This is a genomic window from Achromobacter pulmonis, from assembly GCF_002885955.2.
GTDB classification, from domain to species: Bacteria; Pseudomonadota; Gammaproteobacteria; order Burkholderiales; family Burkholderiaceae_B; genus Achromobacter; species Achromobacter pulmonis_A.
Genome location: NZ_POQS01000019.1, coordinates 1 through 16,603 on the forward strand (window position 1 = coordinate 1; position 16,603 = coordinate 16,603).

A 16,603-nucleotide genomic window follows, 5' to 3' on the forward strand; every position below is an offset into this window, starting at 1 on the left:
ATGATTCACCTCTGTGCAGGTGGGTTGTGATTAGGTGTCCGGTTCGGTTGCCGCCGGCCGGGCACCGCCTTAACGGCCGCGGCCCCTGTCGTTCTGACGGTCGCTGCGAGCCTTGTCCTTGAAGCGCTCCAGGATTTCGCGCTTCCGCTCTTCCTTCGCCTGGTCGCCCTTGTCGGTGCCTGCGTTCAGCTCCTTCGCCACGTTGTCGGCCTGGGTCTTGGCAACCTGGTTTTCGTCGTACTTCTGTTCCGCGTTCTGCTGCTGGATGCCCGCCAGGCGGCCGGCCTTTTCCAGCTCGTTGCGCTCGGCCTTGTCGGCCTTCTCGCGGTTCGCGTCGATGCGCTGTTTAAGTTCCTCGTTCGTTTCCTGTTTCATGTGGTTTTGCTCCTGATGTTTGCCTGTGCGGCGTTGGTCAATCTTTGCCCGCTGCTCTGCAATGCGGGCGGCCTTCTCCTTCTCGATGACTTGCTGGAAGTTGGCGGCCAGCTCCGGCCGGGCCTGAGCGGCCTTCTTCTCGGCCAGGCGTTCGCCTCGTGTCGGCTGCTCATAGGGGCCAGCCTTGCGCATGTAGTCGCCGATCAGGTGCAGGCGGTTTTGCAGTTGTGTCCACCGCTTTTCCAGCCCGGCCCGAACGCCGCGCCAGGCGGCTAGCGCCTGGTCGTGGGTGGCCTTCTTCAAGCTGGCAAACAGGCCGGACGGTTCAGCCGGCCGCGCTTGGTCGTGGCTCGCTAGTTTCCCTTCCTGGCGTTCCATCACGCCCGCCGTGCGGGTGTGCAATTCCTTGGCCCGGTTCACGATCAAAGTGAACTGCCGCGCCTTCTCGTTTTGCCATTCCCGTTTGATGGTTTCCGGGCTTGGATCGTTGGCCGCTTTGACCGGCTCGCGGTCGGCCACGGCCCGGCGCAGCAGGTCGGCGTTTAGCTCGCGCTGCACCAGCTCGCGGGCGGTCGCTGGCTTCTCGGCCGTCAGGCCATCGTTACCCCGTCGCAGTTCGTGATTTGGTTCGGCTCGCTGGTGCTCCACGTTACGAGGAACATCACGCGGCAATAGCATTTCACCTCGTTCGGGGAAGCGAACCACACCGAGTTCGGACAGGTTCCGCAAACGACCTCGGGCGAAGGCCGGCGGGACTTGTCCAGGGCGGCCAATGTCGGACTTTCCGGCGTGTCGTCCTGGCTGCTCGGCACCTGCTCGGGCGGTGGGTCGTCCATCGTCCCTATCAGCCGTTCTATCTCGTCCATTTCCGTTATCTCGCTCATAAGCTGCCCTCGCTGCCTCGATGCGCTGCCGCGCTTCTGCCAAGTTGATGATCTGCGCATTGCGCTGGGTGATTTCTCGCCCTTGGTCGCCGCGCTCCGTTCTGATACCGCGCTGCTCCATCTGCACCACGTTCGGGCCAAGATGGACAGTCGGCAGGCGGTCAAACTTGGCCGCCTGCCCGGTGTCGCCCCTCTCGATGGCATCGGCCCGCTGTGCGGATAGGCTCCGGTGGTCGATGCGCTCTTGGCGTCCTGCATTCTCAAGATGCCGGTTCGAGACATCGGCCCAGCGTTGCCGCCAGTTCGCAATCTCGCCGCTCTTCTGGTCGTCAAGCTCGCGGGTCTTGTCTTTGAAGCCCTCGGGCGTCAGCCGTCGAGTGCTGCAAAGAATGTGCGCGTGGTGGTTCCTGTGGTCGCCGTCTTTGCCCGGCTCATGGATCGCAACATCAACGGCCATGCCGTGACGTTGCACAAGGTCGCGGGCGAATTCTCGCACCAGCTCTAGGCGCTGCTCCCTATTCAGCTCGGCCGGAATCGCTACTTCAAACTCGCGGGCTACCGTCGAGTTCTTGCGAGTCTCTGACAGCTCGGCAGCGTTCCAAAGCTGGGCGCGGTTCGTAGCCCATGCTGGCGAGTTTTCCGGTAGGAAAATCTCGGTGTGCTCGATGCCACGGCGGCGGGTGTAGTCATGGACGAGGCCGGTTCGCTCGTCAGTGACTCTTTCACCAGCGCGATAGGCAATCGCCGCAGTGGCCGACCGGCCAGCACTGCGGCTGATTGTCTTGACGCTAAGGTGAAAGATCGCCACGCGATACCCCGATTTTTTAGCGGCTAAAAAGCCGCTGCCGTTAATGCCAAGTCGCCATGCTTACATTGCCATGCCCGCGAAGTCGGGCGAGCAATGGGAGCATAGGCGACGCGGAGGGCGCAGCCCGGAGAGGGGTGCAGGGGGCTTGCCCCATGCCGCACGCAAACTCGCAGAGTTTGCATAAGTGCGCCCTTCGCTTTGCTACGGGTTGCAGTGTGCCACCGTCGGCGGTATTATTCAAGCGTCCTATCAGGAGAAACGACTATGGCAAAAACCACAAAAGACAAGCTAGCCGACTTGATGAAGAAGGAGGCAGAACTAAAGGCACAGATACAGGCAATCAAAGCCCGTGAAAGTGAAGAGGAACGCAAGCGCGACACCCGCCGGAAAATCCTTATCGGCGGCGTCGTCTTGTCCAAGGTGAAGCGGGGCGAGTGGAGTCAAGAGAAGCTGCAAGCCCTGCTGAACAACGAGCTGAAAGCAGACCGTGACCGGGAACTATTCGGCTTGCCATTGCTGGCCTCCAATGAGGCCAAGCAAGACCCCGGCGCTACGGATGGCGGCAACCAGTCGTAACGCCGTTTTTATCGACCTGCACAGAGGTGAATCATGATTGACTTTGAATGGATCGCATCAAGACTATGGGCTAGCATCGTCGCTGTCCTGATGGGCGTTTTCTTTCTCTCCCTGGCTCCGCAAGCCTCGGCCGCAACTTTCAACAAATGCACCCCTAACTCTCAAGCGTGGTCATTCATCAATGACGCGCAGACGCAAGAACAGGCGAAGCAGCGCGAGCAAATGCGATGCGATGCTGAAAACGCCGTGCTCGATGCCTGGGCGGTCAAGCTCAACGGCTTGGATAACGCCAAGGAGAAGATCAGCACGGCCGCGAATGTGGGCAACTGGGATGCCTTCCGGGCGGCGCTCGGTGAGGTCAAGGGGCCGCTTTTGGAATTGCAGAAGGCGGCAACAGATACCCCGAATGCAGAGGGCGCGGCAGCGGTTCGTTCACTGTTCGGTCAAGACCTGACTTACCTGTTTCAGAATGTCGGTATGACGCCGCCGGCCTCGCTCGATGAGGCGCTAGCGAAGATCGAGGCAGCGGCCAAGACGCCGGGCCAGGAATCGAAGGCCGCCACGCTGGCCGTTACCATGCTCAACAATGCCAACGGCCGCGCCTTTGATCTGGTCGCCGGGCTTGGCAAGTCGGCCGCCGACAAGGTGCAGGCCGAAACGATGGCGCAGCGCCAGGCGGTCGCCACGGATCGGCGCGACAAGCTCGAAGGCCGCACCGTCGAGGGCTATTTCGGCGGCTTCGTTGAGCGCCTTTTGACGGTCTGGAAACCTTGGCTAACCATGCTCCTGGTCGTGACGTTCGGCGGCTCCTGGTGGGCCACCAAGCGGCGGCTTAACCCGGTGACGGCCGGCGCTGCCGCCGGGCTTGCCTACATGGTGCCCGGCACGGTGATGGCGGGCGGCTTCGTGGCCCTGCCCTTCCTGCCGCAGTGGCTCATGATCGCGGCCACGCTGGCCGGTACGGCCGCAACCTATCTTTTCGCCGGCCCGGTGTTCGGCTGGCTGGCCGCTCGTGCGGGCGTCGATTCGCCGACCGGCAAGCGTCTGGCAATCCTGGGCGGCACGCTGGAAAACCTCCGCGCGGGCCTGGGCGGTGCCCCAGCTGGCGGGCCTGGTGCTGACGTGGTGGGCAAGATGGCCGCCGCGCACGCTACCCACGGCTCGGCCCGCTGGGGCACGGCCGACGAAATGCGCCAGGGCGGCCACTTGGTCGCGCCTGGCAAGCCCGCCGGGTTTGCGCTGGCCCGCGTGCCGGATGCCCCCGCCTGCGTCGATCCGCGTTTCCGTTTCCTCGGCCACGTTGTCACGGTCGCGCCGACTGGCTCCGGCAAGGGTATCGGCGCGGTGATTCCTAACCTCCTGGACTACCCCGGCAGCGCGTTGGTGCTGGACGTGAAGGGCGAAAACGCGGCCGTGACGGCACGCGCCCGCCGCGAGCTGGGGCATAAGGTTTTCGTGGTCGATCCGTTCGGAGTGACCAAGGGCGAGGCGCACGCCTTCAACCTGCTGGATCGCCTCGATACGAGTGACCCGGAATGCGTCGGTGAATCGGCCGTGCTGGCTGACTGCCTGGTGATTCCAGACCCGAAGGGGCAGGCGCACTTTGACGAGTCGGCCCGGACGCTGCTGCAAGGGCTGATGCTGCACGTTGCCGGCCTGGATGAAGGCCGTCGCAATCTGCCAGAAGTGCGGCGCATCCTGACCGCCGGCGAGGAAGTGCTTTTTGAGACCCTGGCCGAAATGGCCGCCGACGAAAAGGCCGCCTTCGGCCTTCCGGCGCGGGCGGCAAACACCATCATGGGGATGCCCGACCGTGAACGCGGCTCGGTGATTTCGACGGCGCAGAAGAGCACGGCCTTTATGGATGATCCACGGATCGCGGCGGCCGTGTCGCGCTCCGATTTCGACCTGGCGAACATGAAGGCCGAACTGATGACGGTCTACATGGTGCTGCCCGCCAACAAAATCGGCCCCAATGCCCGCTTTGTCCGGGCCTTCATCGGCTCCGTGATCGCGGCCATCACGTCGAGCACCACGCAACCCATGCACCGGGTCGCCTTCCTGCTCGATGAGTTCGGCCAGCTCGGCTACATGAAGCAGATCGAGGACGCGGTTAGCCTGATGCGCGGCTACGGCCTAGCCTTCTGGGTGTTCATCCAGGACTTGAGCCAGTTGAAGGGCGTCTATCCGAAGTGGCAAACCTTCCTGGCCAACTCGGCCAAAACCTTCTACGGCACCGACGATTACGACACCGCGAAATATGTGTCTGACTCGCTGGGCCAGGCCACCATCGAATACGAAACGCAGAACGAGGGGCGCAGCAGCGGCCGGAATTTCAGCGGTTCCGACTCGGGCGGCAGCTCGGGCGGCATGAACCGGGGCAAGTCGACCGGCACCAGTCAGCAATTCACCGGCCGGCACCTGCTCACGCCGGATGAAGTGATGCGCCTCGGCCCGGAAAAGCCGATTGTCCTGGTCAAAGGCGAATACCCGTATCAGCTCACCCGGCTTAACTACCTGGTGGACGCGGAGTACGTGGGCAAGGCAGACCCCAACCCGTACCACAGCTAAAGGGGGATGCCGGCATGATGATGGTCATCGGGATACTGCTCGCGCTCGGCGCTGGCCTGTGGTTCGGCCGCCGCCTCGGCCCGGCCCTGGTGGCTGCCGTCATGGTGATGGCCGCGCCGCTCTGGCTGATCGGCGGCTTCGTCCTCGATCTGCTGCGCAAGCTGCCGGCCGGTTTGCGTCGCGCCTGGTTCGCCCTGCTCCGGGCGCTCGGCTTCCTGGTCGTGCTGCCGCTGACGCCGTTTATCTTCGTGTGGGCCTTCCTGGTCGAGCTGTTCCGGCCAAATCACCGGCCAGCCGCCCCGATGCAATCGGCCGCCAAGCGCACGGCTGAAGTGATCGACTTCGCCACGGCCCGCAAGGCCAGACGGCCAGGGCCGCCGGATTGAACACCAGGAACAAACAAACCACAAACACAGAAACGCGCATTTACGATTTTGCGCTTTAGCGGCTAAAATCCCCGCCCCTCAAGAGTCAATAGCGCGCCCGGGGTTAGCCGCCGGAATCCTTGCAGGCCTGCACCGTCATTTCTGACGATGAAGGATCTAGCCCCCTGGTTTGACTCTTGAGGGGCGCGCCGACAGCGCAACGGATCACTTGCGCCCTTTGACCGGCTTGCCCGCATCCTCCGGCTTCGCCTCAGCTGGTGCCAAACGTGCCAGGATCGCGGCGGTTTGCTCCTGGTGCGCCTGGAGTTGGCCGGCGAGTCGGGCGGCTTCCTCGCGGGCCTTGCTGGCCTCTTGGCGTGCCTGGTCGCGCTCGGCCTGGGTGGCGGTCAGTTGCTCGGCTTGGCGCTGGGCGTCGGCTACTGCCTGCCGGCGCTGCTCCTGGTGCGCCTGGTCGGCCGCCTCTGCCTTGCCCTGCACCTTCGCCAGCTCGGCGCGCACCTGGTCGAGCTGGGCGGCCGTCGCCTGGTTCGCCTTCTGCTGCTCGGCCAGGTTGCCCCGTACCTGGTCGGCGTCCTGGTGTGCCCTATCCAGCTCCGTGCGCAGTTCGCCGGCGCGGCGCTCGATTTCGACGGCGCGGGCCTCGGCGGTGTGGGCCTGTTCCTGGGCGGCGGTCAGTTGCCCGCGCAACTCGTCGGCCTCGGTGCGTGCGGCCTGCTCGGCCGCCTCGATGGACGCCAGGCGGGATTGCAGGGCCTCGACCTCGCCGGCCAGTTTGTCGGCCAGCTCGGCGGCTTCGGCCTGGGCGGCCTCCATGTCGGCGCGGGCCTTCTCCAGCGCCTCGCGCTCGGCGGCCAGCCGGCTATTCGCTAGCCCCAACGCCATCCCCCAAATGTCGGCCCCGACCTCGGCCAGCCGGTCGCCCACGGCCTGGGGTGCCGGCTCGCGCAGGGGCGCGGCGGCTTCCTTCTGGCGGGCCTTCCATTCGTTCAGGACGGGCGAAATGGTGGTGTAGCTACCGCCGACGATCTGACGCACAGCTTCAAGCGTGGGCCGCTCACCGGCGGCGGCGATCTGGTCAGCGGCGGCAAGAATCTGCTCTTTGGTGACGGCCATTTTGTATGCTCCTGTAGCGTTGTAATATGTTGTATGATACTACTACATACTACAATTTACAAGCCTACAGCGAAAATACTACGCGGCGGCGCGGCCAGGGCGGCCGCCGCGCACCTGGGGGTCGTCTCAGAATTCGGAAAATATCGTACGTTAAGCCTTTGGCATTGCCGCCTTGCTCGCAAACGATCATTTGCGAGAAGCCGCCGTGAGAAAGCAGGCCGCGCCAGTGCTGGCCTTGCCTGTCCAATTCTCGAAAACCACTCTCGTATCGAGCCGCCAAGACCGCCGAGTTTCGAGAACGGCCAACACTGCGCTTCCAGTGGCAACCGCCGCCCGCGAAGCCGCGCTGTTGCTGAGTCGAGCATTCCTTAGCGTGCTTTAAATTCCGTTTTCTGAATCGACCCCTAAATGGGGGGGTAGCCCGTAGGGGGGCACCGTTTATGCCGCGAAAGTCGCTTGATGCCCTCGGAGCGCCCCAGCCTGAGCGAGTGGGGGCAGGACGAAGGGCGAAGCCCGCCACCCTGCCCCCCGAGCCTCACGGCGGCGAGTGGCCCCCGGCAGGGGCCGCCGGAGGCATCTTGCAAACACGATCAAGGCGACAGCCGTTTGACCGCATCCACGAATGACAACCTGAACAGGTGCATGGTCAGGTCGATGGCACCGCCGCCGCCCTGCTCTGCCCGCGTGTCGTACCACTTCGGCCCGGTCGCCAGTAGCTCAACACCACCGCCACCGATGGACACATTCAGCCGTACCGTGGCCTTGTCCTTCACCGGCACAAAGTCAGGATCACGCTTCCAGTACAGGCCCAGCCGGTCTAGCGTTTCCTGCACCGTCATTGCCCGCAACGAATCCAGCAGCGCGGGCGGAAAGGATCGACCGGCGCGGCTCATGACAGCCACCCGACAAACTGGACGAGGGGGCCGCCCTGCGGGCGGCGGGCTACTCGCGCCGTTCCGGCGCAGCGCAGGATGATGGATAAGTCCGTTGGACTTACCCACAACCTGCGCGGGCTACTCGCATTTTTTAAATGCTGGGGGCTACTCAAAGACAGGCGCTTCGCGCCGGGCGTAGGCTTCGCCATTAGTAATACGGACGGACTTGTGCCAACCCTCATTTCCCCGCCTCCGCCTGTAATACGGACGAACTTGTGCCATCGGCAGGCGCGGCTGGTTTCCCTGCCCGATACCAACTGCGGCGGCTCATGCCCAAGGCTTCCCACGGCTTCTGACGGCTCGCGGAATTGGCCTCATAGGTGGCACGATCGACAGCCCCAGCGGCACGCCTGCGGGCCGTGTGGCGCTCCCTGTCGCGTTCCTTTGCCATGTCCCGGCTGATGAGCGTGCGCAGCTTGCGCTGCTCGTCATCGGTGATGTGAAACAGGCTGATAAGCGTGTCGTTCTTGGGCGTGTAAAGCGGCGCAAACTGCTTGCCGCCGAACTCCACCTTTTCCCCGGCTTCGTGAGCCTTGGCCTTGGCGTACAGCGTCATAAGCTCGGCGCTGCGGTAGTTCCACCGTGGATCAAGCTCACGGGCCAGCGCGGCGGCCTCGTGGTACATCTGGCCCGTGTGCGTCGCGCCTGACAGCAGCAGGAAGTTCAGCCGCCAAAACAGGTGCTGCATCCGCTCGCCTTCGGCCACGCCGCCGCGCAGCGCGGCCAGCGTGCGCAAGTCCTCCAGACGATCCCACGCCAGTTGCCGCCCGTTGAGGCTGCGCAGGTTGCCGGTTTGGCCGCCCGGCAGCAGCTTGAACTGGCGACGGTCGGCGCGTGCCTTGCGGTCGGCCTCGATGTCCCAGCGGGCCACCGGCAGCAGCGCCTCGGCCAGATACTCGAAGTTGTACCGGATCGGCTCGCCGTCCGGGCCTTGCTCTACGTGGATGACGCGGCAAACCTCGCCGCTCTTGCTGTTCACCGTATTGACCAGCCGCAGCACGCGGCTTGCATCCTTGGCCGCTGGATCAGCGCCCAGCCCGGCCAGACGGTCGATCAGGTAACGCTGGCAGGCATTCCAGCGTGGCAGCGCCTGACGCGGCAAGGTGCCATCCAGCAGCCACTTTGCTTGCACGCCACGGCCAGAGAAAACGAGGATCGACGGCGGCGGCACGCCTTCGTCGTAGCAGCGGAACATGACAGCGGCGGCCAGTTGCTCGGGGCTGCGCCCCTGCGCCCACGGCTCGCGGTAGGTGTCCAAGTCAGCGAACAGCAGCCCGATGCGGGCCAGATTGACGACACGGCGGTTTGGCTTGATGAACTCGGCCTGAGACAGCCAGGTATCCCGGCTGTGGTCGAGCATGGAGAGCACCACGGGCATCTGTGACAGCCGGTAACTGTCCTGCTTCTTGCCGCTGCCCTCGCCCGTCGCCATGAGCAACGAGAAAAAGCCCTGCCGGGCTGTGTCGTGATAGCAACCCGCCTCATCGGCTGGGCTGAAAAGTCGTAGCTGTGCCTGTCCCATAACCCTCTTTCCGCTTGTGCGGCAAGAGGTAGGGCGCTACAATGCAGACCATAGTGTGTGTGTCTGGTCGTCTGCATCGGTCACGCCTTCGGGTTCCAAACAGTGCCACCTGCTAGGTTCCCACCTCTTGCCAAGCCCCGCTGCCACGCGGGGCTTTGCTTTTTCATCCATCTGAACTCCGCTCCTTCGCTTCCAAAGTTCGCGGAATCCAGCCTTTTGCATTCGCCGTCCAGTGCAGCACGCCATGCTGCCGCAGCACTGCCGCCGCGCCATCGAAAGAGCGAAAAAACCGGATGCCTCCCCGGTACTGGCCGAGAATGCGCCGCTCGTTGCCAACGTGCAGCACGATCACCAGCCCGCGCTCTGTGTTCTCGATGACAGCGCCCTTGATCTCATGCGGTGCGTTCTTCGCAAACGCCTTGAAATGAGAGGGCGGCAGTACCTCCAGACTCAACGGTTCCATTTCAACCATCGCTTTATACCCCACGCGCCGTATTTCATCAACATTATTAAATTTCGCCAAGTCAAAAATGTATGGACTAGAGTCCATGCTTTTGACCCGTCCAGCCGGTTAAGTGATTACTCAATCACTCTTTTCATCAAGTGAGCGCACCAGTTCGCGCAGAATGTCCGTGATGCTGCGCCCGGTTTTGGCGGCGTAAATCTTCAGCTTCGTGTGCTCGGCCCGGTCGAGGTCGAAATTCACCCGGACGGTGGCGGCCTTGTCGGCAAGGTCGGACAAGGTAGGGCCAGCCTTCGCGGCGCTCGGGCGGCCTGCTTTCATGCCAAGTTTCCCGCTACTCATTTTCACCTACTCCTTAATTACTCAAATGGTGCAATTGAGGAAACGGCGCACTTCCTCAGCCAGCGCCCGGATTTCCTCGGCGGCCTCGCTCGTCGGCTCTTGGTCAATGGCCGTGGTGCCGCTGGCCGCGCTGCTCGGGTAGATGACGCGCTGCGTGATGCGCGTTTGCAGGATCGGCAGGCCGTACCCGGCCAGCGCCTCGGAGACTTCCGCGCCAATCTTGGTGCCCTTGATCGCCCGGCTGACCACGAAAGCCGCTTTCAGCTTGCCGTCGGTAAGCTCGATGCGCTGCTTGACCAAATCCACGAGGTCAGAGGTTGCCCAAATGTCGTAGGGCGACGGCTGCACCGGGATCAGCACGCAATCGGCGGCCTTCATTGCGGACACGGCCAGATCATGAGCCTGCGGCGCTCCGTCGATCACAACAAAGTCTTTCCGGGCCACGCTCTTTAGATCGCGCTCGATGGTGGGCCGGTCGATGCCAACCACGGGCACGGGTTGATCCTCGCGGACGGCGGCCCAATCGCGGGCGCTGCCCTGTGGGTCGGAATCAACCAGCAACACGTCTGCGCCGTCGAGTTGCAGGGCGCGGGCAAGGTGGGTGGCGATGGTGGTTTTACCCGCCCCGCCCTTCTGGTTCAGTACAGCGATGACTTGCATATGCACTCCTTGAGCTATTGAGCGTTTGAGGAAAAAAGGAATTACTCAAGCACAGTATAGCATATTGAGGATTTGAGTAAATGCACCTTTTGAGGATTTGAAGCCATGAAAAACCCCGCACGCGGCGGGGTTCGGTGGCAGGGCAGGGGAGGGCTTACGGGTTCGTCGGCGCGGCAGGAATGGCCGTCAGCGACAGCACACGGCGGCGGAAGTCGTCGTACTCGTCGCCAGCCCTGAGCGACAGGGCGGCCAGCGAATAAAAGCGGTCGGTCGATGGCGATTCGCTGCGGGCCTTCACCATGTCCAGCCGCCCGACATTGACCACAGTCCAGCACTCGGTAAAGCCGCGCTGCCGCGCCTTCTGGTGGCTCTTTTCCGCCTCGCCGATGCGGTTGTGGATGTTGGATACATCCGTGCCGCTCTTGACCTCGATAGCAACCACGTTGCGGTAATGCTGGTGCTCCATTTCCTCGCGGATGATGATGTCGGGGTCTGGCGCGAACTCGATCAGGAACGGGCGGCCCGTGGCGCTGTTCACCTCGATGGCGCTTTCGCGCACCTCGGCGGCGGCATGGGCGACGATCTCCCGGATGATCTCGAACACCTGCACGATGCCATCGGTGCCGCGCTGGTTGTTGGCCCCGCCGCGTAGCTGCGGGCCTACGGTCAGCAGGGTCAAGTCATCCAGTAATTCCCGGCTGACGCGCAGCGGGCCAACACCGGCCAGCAGCGCCGATGCAGTGGCGCAGAACGCCACGCATAGGTCGGGCAGGTCAGCGGCTGCCGCCTTGCTGGTCTTGCCCTTTTCCTCCATCGACTTGAAGTAACCGACACCGAAGCCCTTGTCGCGTCCGTAAAACTCCTTCTGGCTGTAGCCCATCAGCAGCCGGTAATAGCCCAGCAGGTAGGGGTTCGCCTCCAGCACGGCAGGCACGGCGAACAGCAGTTCGGCCCGCAAGCCGTACTGCGCAAGGGTCGCCAAGTCTGCCGGGGGGACGTACTCGGCAAGCTGCTTGTCCAGCTCGGCAATGTCCATGTCCCGCACGGTTTCCAGCAGGGCGCTTTGCAGATAGACAGCCCGGAACCGCTTGAGGGCGAACGCGAAGTCGATTTGCAGCTTTGGCGGCGGAAAATTGATCTTGTTGGGGGTGGTCATGCGGCGGCGATCCTTATCACGTTGCTGTCCTGCCCTTGCAGGCGATCAGCCGCCAAGGCCACATATTCGGGGTTCAGTTCGATGCCCACGTATTGCCGGTTTTCGTCCTGGCACACGAGGCCCACGGTTCCCGATCCGAAGAACGGATCGAGGACGTAATCGCCCGGCTCGGTCGATGCTTGGATGCAAGGCCGGATCAGGTCGGGCGGGAAGGTAGCGAAGTGGGCACCGGCAAAAGGCTTGGTGTTCACATGCCAGACTGAGCGGCGATTGCGCAGCCCGCCGCCGTCCGCAGGCTCCCGGACAGCCTGCCAGTCGTAGTAATACTTTTCCGACTTGGTGAGCATGAACAGGAACTCATGCGAGCGGGCCGGGCGATCCTTGACGCTCTCGGGCATCGCGTTTGGCTTGTTCCACACAATGTCACTGCGCAGATACCAGCCATCATCCTGCAAGGCGAACGCCAGCCGCCACGGAATGCCGATCAAGTCCTTTGGCTTCAAGCCCTCGGGCGTGTCGGGGCGAACGTCCATCGCCCGGGCCGGGTTCTTCTTGTCCGGGGCGCGATAACCGCGATTGCCGCTCGTGTAGCCGTCGCCGATGTTCAGCCAAAGGGTGCCGTCATCCGTCAGCACGCGCCGCACCTCGGCGAAGATGGCCACCAGTCGGTGCAGGAACTGGGGCATGGTGCCCTCAAGCCCGATTTGTTCTTCGATGCCGTAATCGCGCAGCCCCCAGTAGGGCGGCGACGTGACCACACAGCGCACAGACCCGGACGGCAGACGGCGCAGCACGGTCAGGGCGTCCCCCTCAAAAAGCGTCGAGCCGCGCAAGGTAAGCGGCTCGGGGCGCTGGATTCGCTCAACGCCAGACGGCGCGGCGGTTTTTGCTTTTGGCATGTTGTTATGTCCTCTCAATCGTGGCGCGGCTGCACCACGCCGCAATGCTTGTAAATCGTTGTCCGTGACACGCCGTAATCTCGGGCGAGTTCGGCCACGCAGGTGTTCGGGTCGCGCAGTAGCGCCTTGATGTGGCGTATCTGCTTGGCGTCCAGTTTCGGCTTGCGGCCACCGGATCGGCCACGGGCGCGGGCCGCTTCCAAGCCCGCCCGGGTTCGTTCGCGGATCAAGCCGCGCTCAAACTCGGCCAGCGCCGCGAAAACATGGAATTGCAGCTTGCCCGCCGCGCTCCCTGTCTCGATCTTTTCGGTCAGGCTCTCGAACTGCACGCCGCGCTGCTCAAGGTCGGCCACGATCTGCACCAGATCGGGCAGGCTGCGCCCGAGTCGATCCAGCCGCCACACCACGAGGGTATCCCCGGCCCGGAGCGCCTTCCGGCACTGCTCAAGCTCCGGTCGTGCCGCGCTCTTGCCGCTGGCCGCTTCCTCGTAGATGGTCGAGCACCCGGCCTGCCGGAGTGCGTCCCGTTGCAGGTCAAGGTTCTGATCGTCGGTCGAGACGCGGGCATAGCCGATGCGTTGATTCATGGACAGTTCCGCCACATTGAAAGCTGAACGAATAAATGAACACTTTACCGCATCTGAATAACCCGGGACAGTGTCGTTTTCAGAAGGCGACTGCACGAAATATCAGGAGTCGGCTGCACTGCCAGAACTGGCCGCCTGCAAGGCAGCGTAGAGAGCGGTTTTTCCTACCTTGAGGCGTGCGGCGGCCTCGCGGACATTCAAGCCGTTGGCGACAAGCTCCCGCGCTCGTTGCAACTTGTCGGCAGTGACAACCGGCTTGCGTCCGCCTTTGCGCCCGCGTGCGGCGGCAGCGGTCAACCCGGCCTTGGTGCGCTCGCGGATCAGGTCGCGCTCGAACTGGCCCAGCGCACCGAACACATGGAAGATGAGCCGTCCGCCCGGCGTGGTGGTGTCGATGTTTTCAGTCAACGAGCGGAAGCCGACGCCCCGTGCTTCCAGCTTGCCGACCGTCTCAATCAGGTGCGGCAGGGAGCGGCCAAGCCGATCCAGCCGCCAGACGACCAGCACATCGCCATCGCGCAGATAAGCCAGCGCATCGGCCAAGCCGGGCCGGTCTGCCTTGGCCCCGGATGCCGTGTCCTCGAAAACCCGTTCGCAGCCTGCATTGCGCAGCGCATCCGTCTGCAAGGCGGTGTCCTGTTCCGCCGTCGATACCCGCGCATAGCCGATGAGTGCCATTTCCGCCCATTTGTCCGTTATACCGTCCGCCTATCTTATTGTCCGTCATCCCGTTGCGCAAGATGTTTTCGGACAGGCGTCCGGTTTGGCCGCCTAATGATCGTTTGGCGGACAAGGCGACTGGCATCAGCCGAACAGCTCGCTATGGGAGCCAAGCCGCGCCAGTCGCAGGGTGTCGGCGTCGGACTTGCGGTAGATCAGCAGCAGGTCGGGCTTGATGTGGCATTCGCGGTAGCCCGCCCAATCGCCGGAAAGATCGTGGTCGCGGTATCGCACATCCAGGGGCTGATCGGTCGCCAGCGCGACCAGAACCGGCTTGAGGTCATCATTCGTGCAGCGGACTCCTGATACTGTTCGTTCAATAGACGACTGCACAACAGCCTTCAAACCGCGTTGTCTGGTGCAGTCGTCTTCTGAAAATGACACCGGTACCTTCATCCTTTCGGCTGTACCGCGTAATCCTTCAACACTACGCCGGTGTTCGAGCCTGCATTGACCATTGCAGGCCGCACCCAAACCACTTTGCTTTCCAGCCGTCGCAAGTGGCCGCGTCGCAGGTGCATGCGTGGGCTGGCGTGATTTCCACTAGCGCCACCCTTTCCAGCCGCCTCCCGGCGCTCGTCCGATAGCTGCAAGACCTTGTAGGAAAAAAACGGTTGCTTGCCTTTCTCCTGACGCTTCTTGTTGAGCGCGGCCGACGCGCTGATTTCGGCCGTTGTCACGTTGGCGCAGTTAATGACGCTGCATGCTTGAACAACTGCCTGCACCTCGTCGCGTGAATCGAGAATGATTTGCGCGTAAGCCTTCTCTCTGTTGCCGCCATACGCGGCCAAGGTTTTCTCGTAGAACTCGGGCAACAGGTAGAAGGGTTCGGCTCTGAAATGCTTGGCCTTGGATTTGGTTAATCCCGCCTCGATGGTCGCCGCATGAGCGATGCGACTAGCCGGCAAGGATTCCTCCAGCTTCACATCCTGCATGGTATTTTCGTAGGGTACGAACGAACCTCCGAGCGCCACTGTCCATCGCCGATGCTCAGGCCCCCAATAGATCGGGAGAACGAAAACCCCACCTTCCGGAAAGGCTTCGAGAATGCTGTTTAGCCCTGGCAGCAGCTCATATTCCGGACTTGCTTCCCAACAAAGGGCAATGCGCTTTGTCGCCGGCGTCTGCTGGAACTCGCCTAGCTGTTCAATCCCGTCCTCCTTCTCCCAGGGCGCCTCAAAGGCCACGCAGGGAAAAGGGAGGCGGGTAAGGTCTAGATGCGCTTGTCGTAGTTCGTTCGGGTCGATGAGGTCGCAGCAGTTCGGCAAGATGAACTTGACGCTGTGTTGCAGCATGTCGATCAAACGCCGAAAAACGCGGGCCGACTCGGGAGCCGCACCGCGCAAGATGGCCTCCAGTTCGCGCAGGTCTTCAATGGCGTGTGCGCAGTAGTTCAGCGCCTGCACCTGGTCATTCTTCATTGTTCATTCCTTTCCCAAGTCTCGTTGCTCGTTGCGTTGTAGTTCGCCGGCCACATCCAGGACGCGGCCAATCGGCACGGTCTGTTGAAACTGCTCCTTGCCGAAGCTGACCATGCCCACGGCTTCCCCCCTGGCGTTGAACACAGGCCCGCCGGAATTGCCCCCGATCACCGGGGCAGCGATCTGCAACATGGGCCGGGTTGCGAACATGCCGGCGGCCGATCCGTAGCGGCTCACCACGCCGGCCGACAGCGAGAAGCCCCAGCCGTTGGGCGATCCGACAGCCGCCACGGCCTGGCCTTGGGGCGGCATGGCCGGCGCGATCGCCACCGGCTGGCCCGGCTCGCCCTCAATGCGCAACAGGGCCACGTCCTGGGCGAGATCCACGCCGACGACTCGGGCGGCCCGCCACTCGCCGCCGGCGAGTTTCACGCGCACACCTTCGGAACCGCTGATAACGTGCCCGGCCGTCGCCACCTGGCGGCCGTCGCCGATCAGGAAGCCCGCGCCCATCGTCACCCAATCGCGTTCCTGGTCGTGCTCTGCCCAATCGGCTTGCCAGGCGCGATAACGGTTAAGCCAGGCGGTCGCCTGGTTGGTTTGTACGCCAGGGATAAGCCAGGCGCGGTTACGGCTGCCGTCGCCTCGGGCCTGCTCGATGACGGACACCATCACCACGGACGGCATGACACGGCCGCCCACGGCCGACCAATCGACGGCGGGGGAGTACGGGCGGGAGTCCAGTCGCACCCCAGCGCCGCCGGCGCTGGCCGCGCTCGCCTGGTTGTCGTCTGCTAGATGGTCGTGCCATTGGGTATCACTGAGGCGCTGCTGTGCGGCCGCGATGGCGTTCACGTTGGCCTGCGTGGTTGCCAAGGCGTAGGCGGCCAGGGGCAGGGCTGCGCCGGCCGCGATATAGGCCGACAGGGCGGCGCGTCGCCAGGTCTTAACGCTGCTCATGCTGTGCGCCCTCCTGGTGAGCGGTGAGGCCGCGCATTTGCAGCAGCTCGCCGGCCTTGTCGCCGATCTGCAAAATCTTGATGTGCTGGCTATAGGCGCTCTGGATCATCCAGCCGGCCAAGGCCAGGGACGCCAGGGCGGCGGCGAAGGTAATCCGATATTTCGTTAGCTCGCGGCGGGTGCCGCCGGTAACATTGTTGTCAGTCATGATTCACCTCTGTGCAG

At 63.3% G+C, this 16,603-nt stretch carries 18 protein-coding genes; 3 read left to right on the plus strand and 15 right to left on the minus strand.

Annotated elements, in window-relative coordinates; genetic code table 11:
* Positions 1-69 precede the first annotated feature (69 nt).
* Entirely contained in the window at positions 70-2,067 is a 1,998-nt protein-coding gene (gene mobQ / locus C1I89_RS35515; protein WP_258231577.1) for a MobQ family relaxase, read from the minus strand.
* Between the two features lie 264 nt (positions 2,068-2,331).
* On the opposite strand from mobQ, the gene C1I89_RS32970 reads away from it, so the two are divergent.
* From C1I89_RS32970 to C1I89_RS32980, 3 genes are read left to right on the plus strand one after another with little or no spacing between them, the layout of a single operon-like run.
* A complete protein-coding gene (locus tag C1I89_RS32970; protein ID WP_102776348.1) occupies positions 2,332-2,643 on the plus strand; it encodes a mobilization protein in 312 nt (103 codons plus the stop codon).
* 33 nt (positions 2,644-2,676) lie between these two features.
* The gene (locus C1I89_RS34750; protein WP_181391108.1) at positions 2,677-5,214 is read left to right on the plus strand and encodes a type IV secretory system conjugative DNA transfer family protein; all 2,538 of its coding nucleotides are present in this window, start codon (positions 2,677-2,679) and stop codon (positions 5,212-5,214) included.
* Between the two features lie 14 nt (positions 5,215-5,228).
* A complete protein-coding gene (locus tag C1I89_RS32980) occupies positions 5,229-5,600 on the plus strand; it encodes a hypothetical protein (RefSeq protein WP_102776349.1) in 372 nt (123 codons plus the stop codon).
* 204 nt (positions 5,601-5,804) lie between these two features.
* On the opposite strand, the gene C1I89_RS32985 is transcribed toward C1I89_RS32980, so the two are convergent.
* The 14 genes from C1I89_RS32985 to C1I89_RS33050 all read right to left on the minus strand — a co-directional run bounded on the left by C1I89_RS32985 (position 5,805) and on the right by C1I89_RS33050 (position 16,586).
* On the minus strand, positions 5,805-6,713 hold the full coding sequence (locus C1I89_RS32985) for a DNA-binding protein (protein WP_102776350.1): 909 nt from the start codon (positions 6,711-6,713) through the stop codon (positions 5,805-5,807).
* A 590-nt stretch (positions 6,714-7,303) separates the two neighbouring features.
* On the minus strand, positions 7,304-7,606 hold the full coding sequence (locus C1I89_RS32990) for a hypothetical protein (protein ID WP_219929633.1): 303 nt from the start codon (positions 7,604-7,606) through the stop codon (positions 7,304-7,306).
* Between the two features lie 220 nt (positions 7,607-7,826).
* On the minus strand, positions 7,827-9,170 hold the full coding sequence (locus C1I89_RS32995; protein WP_102776351.1) for a replication protein: 1,344 nt from the start codon (positions 9,168-9,170) through the stop codon (positions 7,827-7,829).
* 163 nt (positions 9,171-9,333) lie between these two features.
* Positions 9,334-9,720: a ParC family partition-associated protein gene (parC, locus tag C1I89_RS33000; protein ID WP_011178358.1), complete on the minus strand. Its 387-nt coding sequence runs from the start codon at positions 9,718-9,720 to the stop codon at positions 9,334-9,336.
* A 33-nt stretch (positions 9,721-9,753) separates the two neighbouring features.
* Positions 9,754-9,954: a plasmid partition protein ParG gene (locus tag C1I89_RS33005; RefSeq protein ID WP_008166578.1), complete on the minus strand. Its 201-nt coding sequence runs from the start codon at positions 9,952-9,954 to the stop codon at positions 9,754-9,756.
* A gap of 42 nt (positions 9,955-9,996) precedes the next feature.
* The gene (gene parA, locus C1I89_RS33010) at positions 9,997-10,635 is read right to left on the minus strand and encodes a ParA family partition ATPase (RefSeq protein WP_008166580.1); all 639 of its coding nucleotides are present in this window, start codon (positions 10,633-10,635) and stop codon (positions 9,997-9,999) included.
* A gap of 154 nt (positions 10,636-10,789) precedes the next feature.
* Positions 10,790-11,791, minus strand: a complete 1,002-nt coding sequence (locus C1I89_RS33015) for an XcyI family restriction endonuclease (RefSeq protein WP_102776352.1) — start codon at positions 11,789-11,791, stop codon at positions 10,790-10,792.
* Positions 11,788-12,690, minus strand: coding sequence for a DNA-methyltransferase (locus C1I89_RS33020; protein WP_011178354.1), 903 nt, complete (start codon positions 12,688-12,690; stop codon positions 11,788-11,790). Before C1I89_RS33020 ends, C1I89_RS33015 begins: the two co-directional genes overlap by 4 nt.
* A 14-nt stretch (positions 12,691-12,704) precedes the next feature.
* Entirely contained in the window at positions 12,705-13,277 is a 573-nt protein-coding gene (locus tag C1I89_RS33025; protein ID WP_034033197.1) for a recombinase family protein, read from the minus strand.
* 102 nt (positions 13,278-13,379) lie between these two features.
* The gene (locus C1I89_RS33030; protein ID WP_001173919.1) at positions 13,380-13,955 is read right to left on the minus strand and encodes a recombinase family protein; all 576 of its coding nucleotides are present in this window, start codon (positions 13,953-13,955) and stop codon (positions 13,380-13,382) included.
* Between the two features lie 126 nt (positions 13,956-14,081).
* Positions 14,082-14,393, minus strand: a complete 312-nt coding sequence (locus C1I89_RS33035) for a type II toxin-antitoxin system YafQ family toxin (RefSeq protein WP_440130684.1) — start codon at positions 14,391-14,393, stop codon at positions 14,082-14,084.
* Entirely contained in the window at positions 14,390-15,418 is a 1,029-nt protein-coding gene (locus C1I89_RS33040; RefSeq protein ID WP_102776353.1) for a hypothetical protein, read from the minus strand. The genes C1I89_RS33035 and C1I89_RS33040 overlap by 4 nt, the downstream gene beginning before the upstream one ends.
* 3 nt (positions 15,419-15,421) lie before the next feature.
* Positions 15,422-16,378 (minus strand): S1C family serine protease, encoded by a 957-nt coding sequence (locus C1I89_RS33045; RefSeq protein ID WP_102776354.1) that lies wholly within the window; start codon positions 16,376-16,378, stop codon positions 15,422-15,424.
* A complete protein-coding gene (locus C1I89_RS33050; protein ID WP_102776355.1) occupies positions 16,365-16,586 on the minus strand; it encodes a hypothetical protein in 222 nt (73 codons plus the stop codon). The genes C1I89_RS33045 and C1I89_RS33050 overlap by 14 nt, the downstream gene beginning before the upstream one ends.
* Between the last annotated feature and the right edge of the window lie 17 nt (positions 16,587-16,603).

Coding starts and splice junctions, on each gene's coding strand:
- C1I89_RS33040 (WP_102776353.1), bottom strand. CDS start 15,418: ATGAAGAATGACCAGGTGCAGGCGCTGAACTACTGCGCACACGCCATT.
- C1I89_RS32985 (WP_102776350.1), bottom strand. CDS start 6,713: ATGGCCGTCACCAAAGAGCAGATTCTTGCCGCCGCTGACCAGATCGCC.
- C1I89_RS33020 (WP_011178354.1), bottom strand. CDS start 12,690: ATGCCAAAAGCAAAAACCGCCGCGCCGTCTGGCGTTGAGCGAATCCAG.
- C1I89_RS33025 (WP_034033197.1), bottom strand. CDS start 13,277: ATGAATCAACGCATCGGCTATGCCCGCGTCTCGACCGACGATCAGAAC.
- C1I89_RS33035 (WP_440130684.1), bottom strand. CDS start 14,393: ATGAAGGTACCGGTGTCATTTTCAGAAGACGACTGCACCAGACAACGC.
- C1I89_RS32990 (WP_219929633.1), bottom strand. CDS start 7,606: ATGAGCCGCGCCGGTCGATCCTTTCCGCCCGCGCTGCTGGATTCGTTG.
- C1I89_RS32995 (WP_102776351.1), bottom strand. CDS start 9,170: ATGGGACAGGCACAGCTACGACTTTTCAGCCCAGCCGATGAGGCGGGT.
- parC (WP_011178358.1), bottom strand. CDS start 9,720: ATGGACTCTAGTCCATACATTTTTGACTTGGCGAAATTTAATAATGTT.
- C1I89_RS32980 (WP_102776349.1), top strand. CDS start 5,229: ATGATGATGGTCATCGGGATACTGCTCGCGCTCGGCGCTGGCCTGTGG.
- C1I89_RS32970 (WP_102776348.1), top strand. CDS start 2,332: ATGGCAAAAACCACAAAAGACAAGCTAGCCGACTTGATGAAGAAGGAG.
- C1I89_RS34750 (WP_181391108.1), top strand. CDS start 2,677: ATGATTGACTTTGAATGGATCGCATCAAGACTATGGGCTAGCATCGTC.
- C1I89_RS33050 (WP_102776355.1), bottom strand. CDS start 16,586: ATGACTGACAACAATGTTACCGGCGGCACCCGCCGCGAGCTAACGAAA.
- parA (WP_008166580.1), bottom strand. CDS start 10,635: ATGCAAGTCATCGCTGTACTGAACCAGAAGGGCGGGGCGGGTAAAACC.
- C1I89_RS33030 (WP_001173919.1), bottom strand. CDS start 13,955: ATGGCACTCATCGGCTATGCGCGGGTATCGACGGCGGAACAGGACACC.
- C1I89_RS33005 (WP_008166578.1), bottom strand. CDS start 9,954: ATGAAAGCAGGCCGCCCGAGCGCCGCGAAGGCTGGCCCTACCTTGTCC.
- C1I89_RS33045 (WP_102776354.1), bottom strand. CDS start 16,378: ATGAGCAGCGTTAAGACCTGGCGACGCGCCGCCCTGTCGGCCTATATC.
- C1I89_RS33015 (WP_102776352.1), bottom strand. CDS start 11,791: ATGACCACCCCCAACAAGATCAATTTTCCGCCGCCAAAGCTGCAAATC.